The organism is Flavobacterium bomense, assembly GCF_003970355.1.
The window spans coordinates 1-1,283 of record NZ_RYDJ01000142.1 but is presented as its reverse complement, the minus strand read 5'-3'; the positions used below and the strand labels follow the sequence as shown (position 1 = coordinate 1,283).

General features: G+C 32.3%; 2 protein-coding genes. Both read left to right on the top strand.

All coding sequences use genetic code 11. The features are described from left to right. Positions 1–48 precede the first annotated feature (48 nt). Positions 49–348 carry a type II toxin-antitoxin system RelE/ParE family toxin gene (locus EKL98_RS16240; protein WP_126563170.1) on the top strand — a complete coding sequence of 100 codons (300 nt, stop codon included), beginning with the start codon at positions 49–51 and terminating at the stop codon, positions 346–348. Positions 349–671: 323 nt separating this feature from the next. Then, a complete protein-coding gene (locus EKL98_RS16235; RefSeq protein ID WP_126563169.1) occupies positions 672–1,208 on the top strand; it encodes an alpha/beta hydrolase family protein in 537 nt (178 codons plus the stop codon). Positions 1,209–1,283: the final 75 nt, after the last annotated feature.

Sequence of the window (1,283 nt, the reverse complement as noted above, 5' to 3'; positions counted from 1 at the left end):
TAACCGAGCAGAAAATCTGAAACGGTTGGATGAAAATTTCCAAAAGTAATGGCGGAATATATTATAAGTGAAAAAGCGTTAGAAGATTTGAATAATATTTGGATTTATACGGCTGAAAATTGGTCAGTTGAACAAGCGAACCGATATTATAATTTGATAATGGACGAAATAGAATTTGTTTCGGAAAATTTTGAAACAACCAAAGATTTCGGGATTATTCGAAACGATTATCGATATTCAAAGGTGAAATCACATTTAATATTTTGTAAACGAGTTGAAAATCCTGAAATGGAAGTTATAAGAATCTTACACGAAAAAATGGACGTTAAAAATAGAATTAACGATTAAAAAAAAAGCGAATGCATAACAGTTAGAGCTCCGTTGCGTGCGAATAACGAACAATGACCCCAACTGGTGCTCGTCTGTGACGAGTACCTACCTAAATTAATACTCCTGGCTGATGGTGTCTTCTAGACAGCTAACCTGGAGTTAATTACAAGATATTCCTTGTCCCGAAGCTTCGGGAGTGTTGTATCACTAAAAGCACAAAATATTTATTTTTCTTACAAGTATTTTAGTATATTTGTTGCAAGGATTGTGCACGTTTTTTCACAGTCTGACGTTGTAGGCAATGCCACCGAAAATGCTAAAAAAAATTATAAAAACATATTATGATTAAGAAAAAACATATTTCGATTGACTTAGAAACGGTTAAAGTATTCAATAATTTTTCAATTCTTTTTGAAATTTTTCTTTTTATGTTAATTATAATGTCACCTTTAAATCAAATAGATGCTCAAACGTCAGACTCAATAAAAATAGAGAATGTGACATTTAAGAGTGAAGGAGTAATTCTCGACGGAACAGTCTATAAACCTAAAAATTTCAAAGTAGCAGTAGTAATTGTTCACGGTTCAGGTCAGGAAACTCGAATGAACGAATTTGCAAAACTTTTGGCAAAAAACGGTATTTGTGTTTTAACATACGACAAACGTGGAGTTGGAAAATCAGGTGGAGTATATAATGGACCTGAAATAGGTACAAATAATATTGATTCAACTAATCTCAATCTATTGGCGAAAGATGCAAGCAATGCTGTAAACTTACTTCACCAACAGAATAAAAATATTCCTGTAGGTCTTGTTGGTTTTAGTCAAGCAGGATGGATAATACCAATTGCAGCAAGCAAACATCCACCAATCGCATAAATAATATTATTAAGTTCCCGTTCAATTACACAACTAGAAATTTTACAATGCTAGTTTTTGACTAAAAACAAAACT

Bases quoted from the DNA above. Each gene is read 5' to 3' on its own strand.
- EKL98_RS16235 (WP_126563169.1), top strand. From the start codon at position 672: ATGATTAAGAAAAAACATATTTCGATTGACTTAGAAACGGTTAAAGTA.
- EKL98_RS16240 (WP_126563170.1), top strand. From the start codon at position 49: ATGGCGGAATATATTATAAGTGAAAAAGCGTTAGAAGATTTGAATAAT.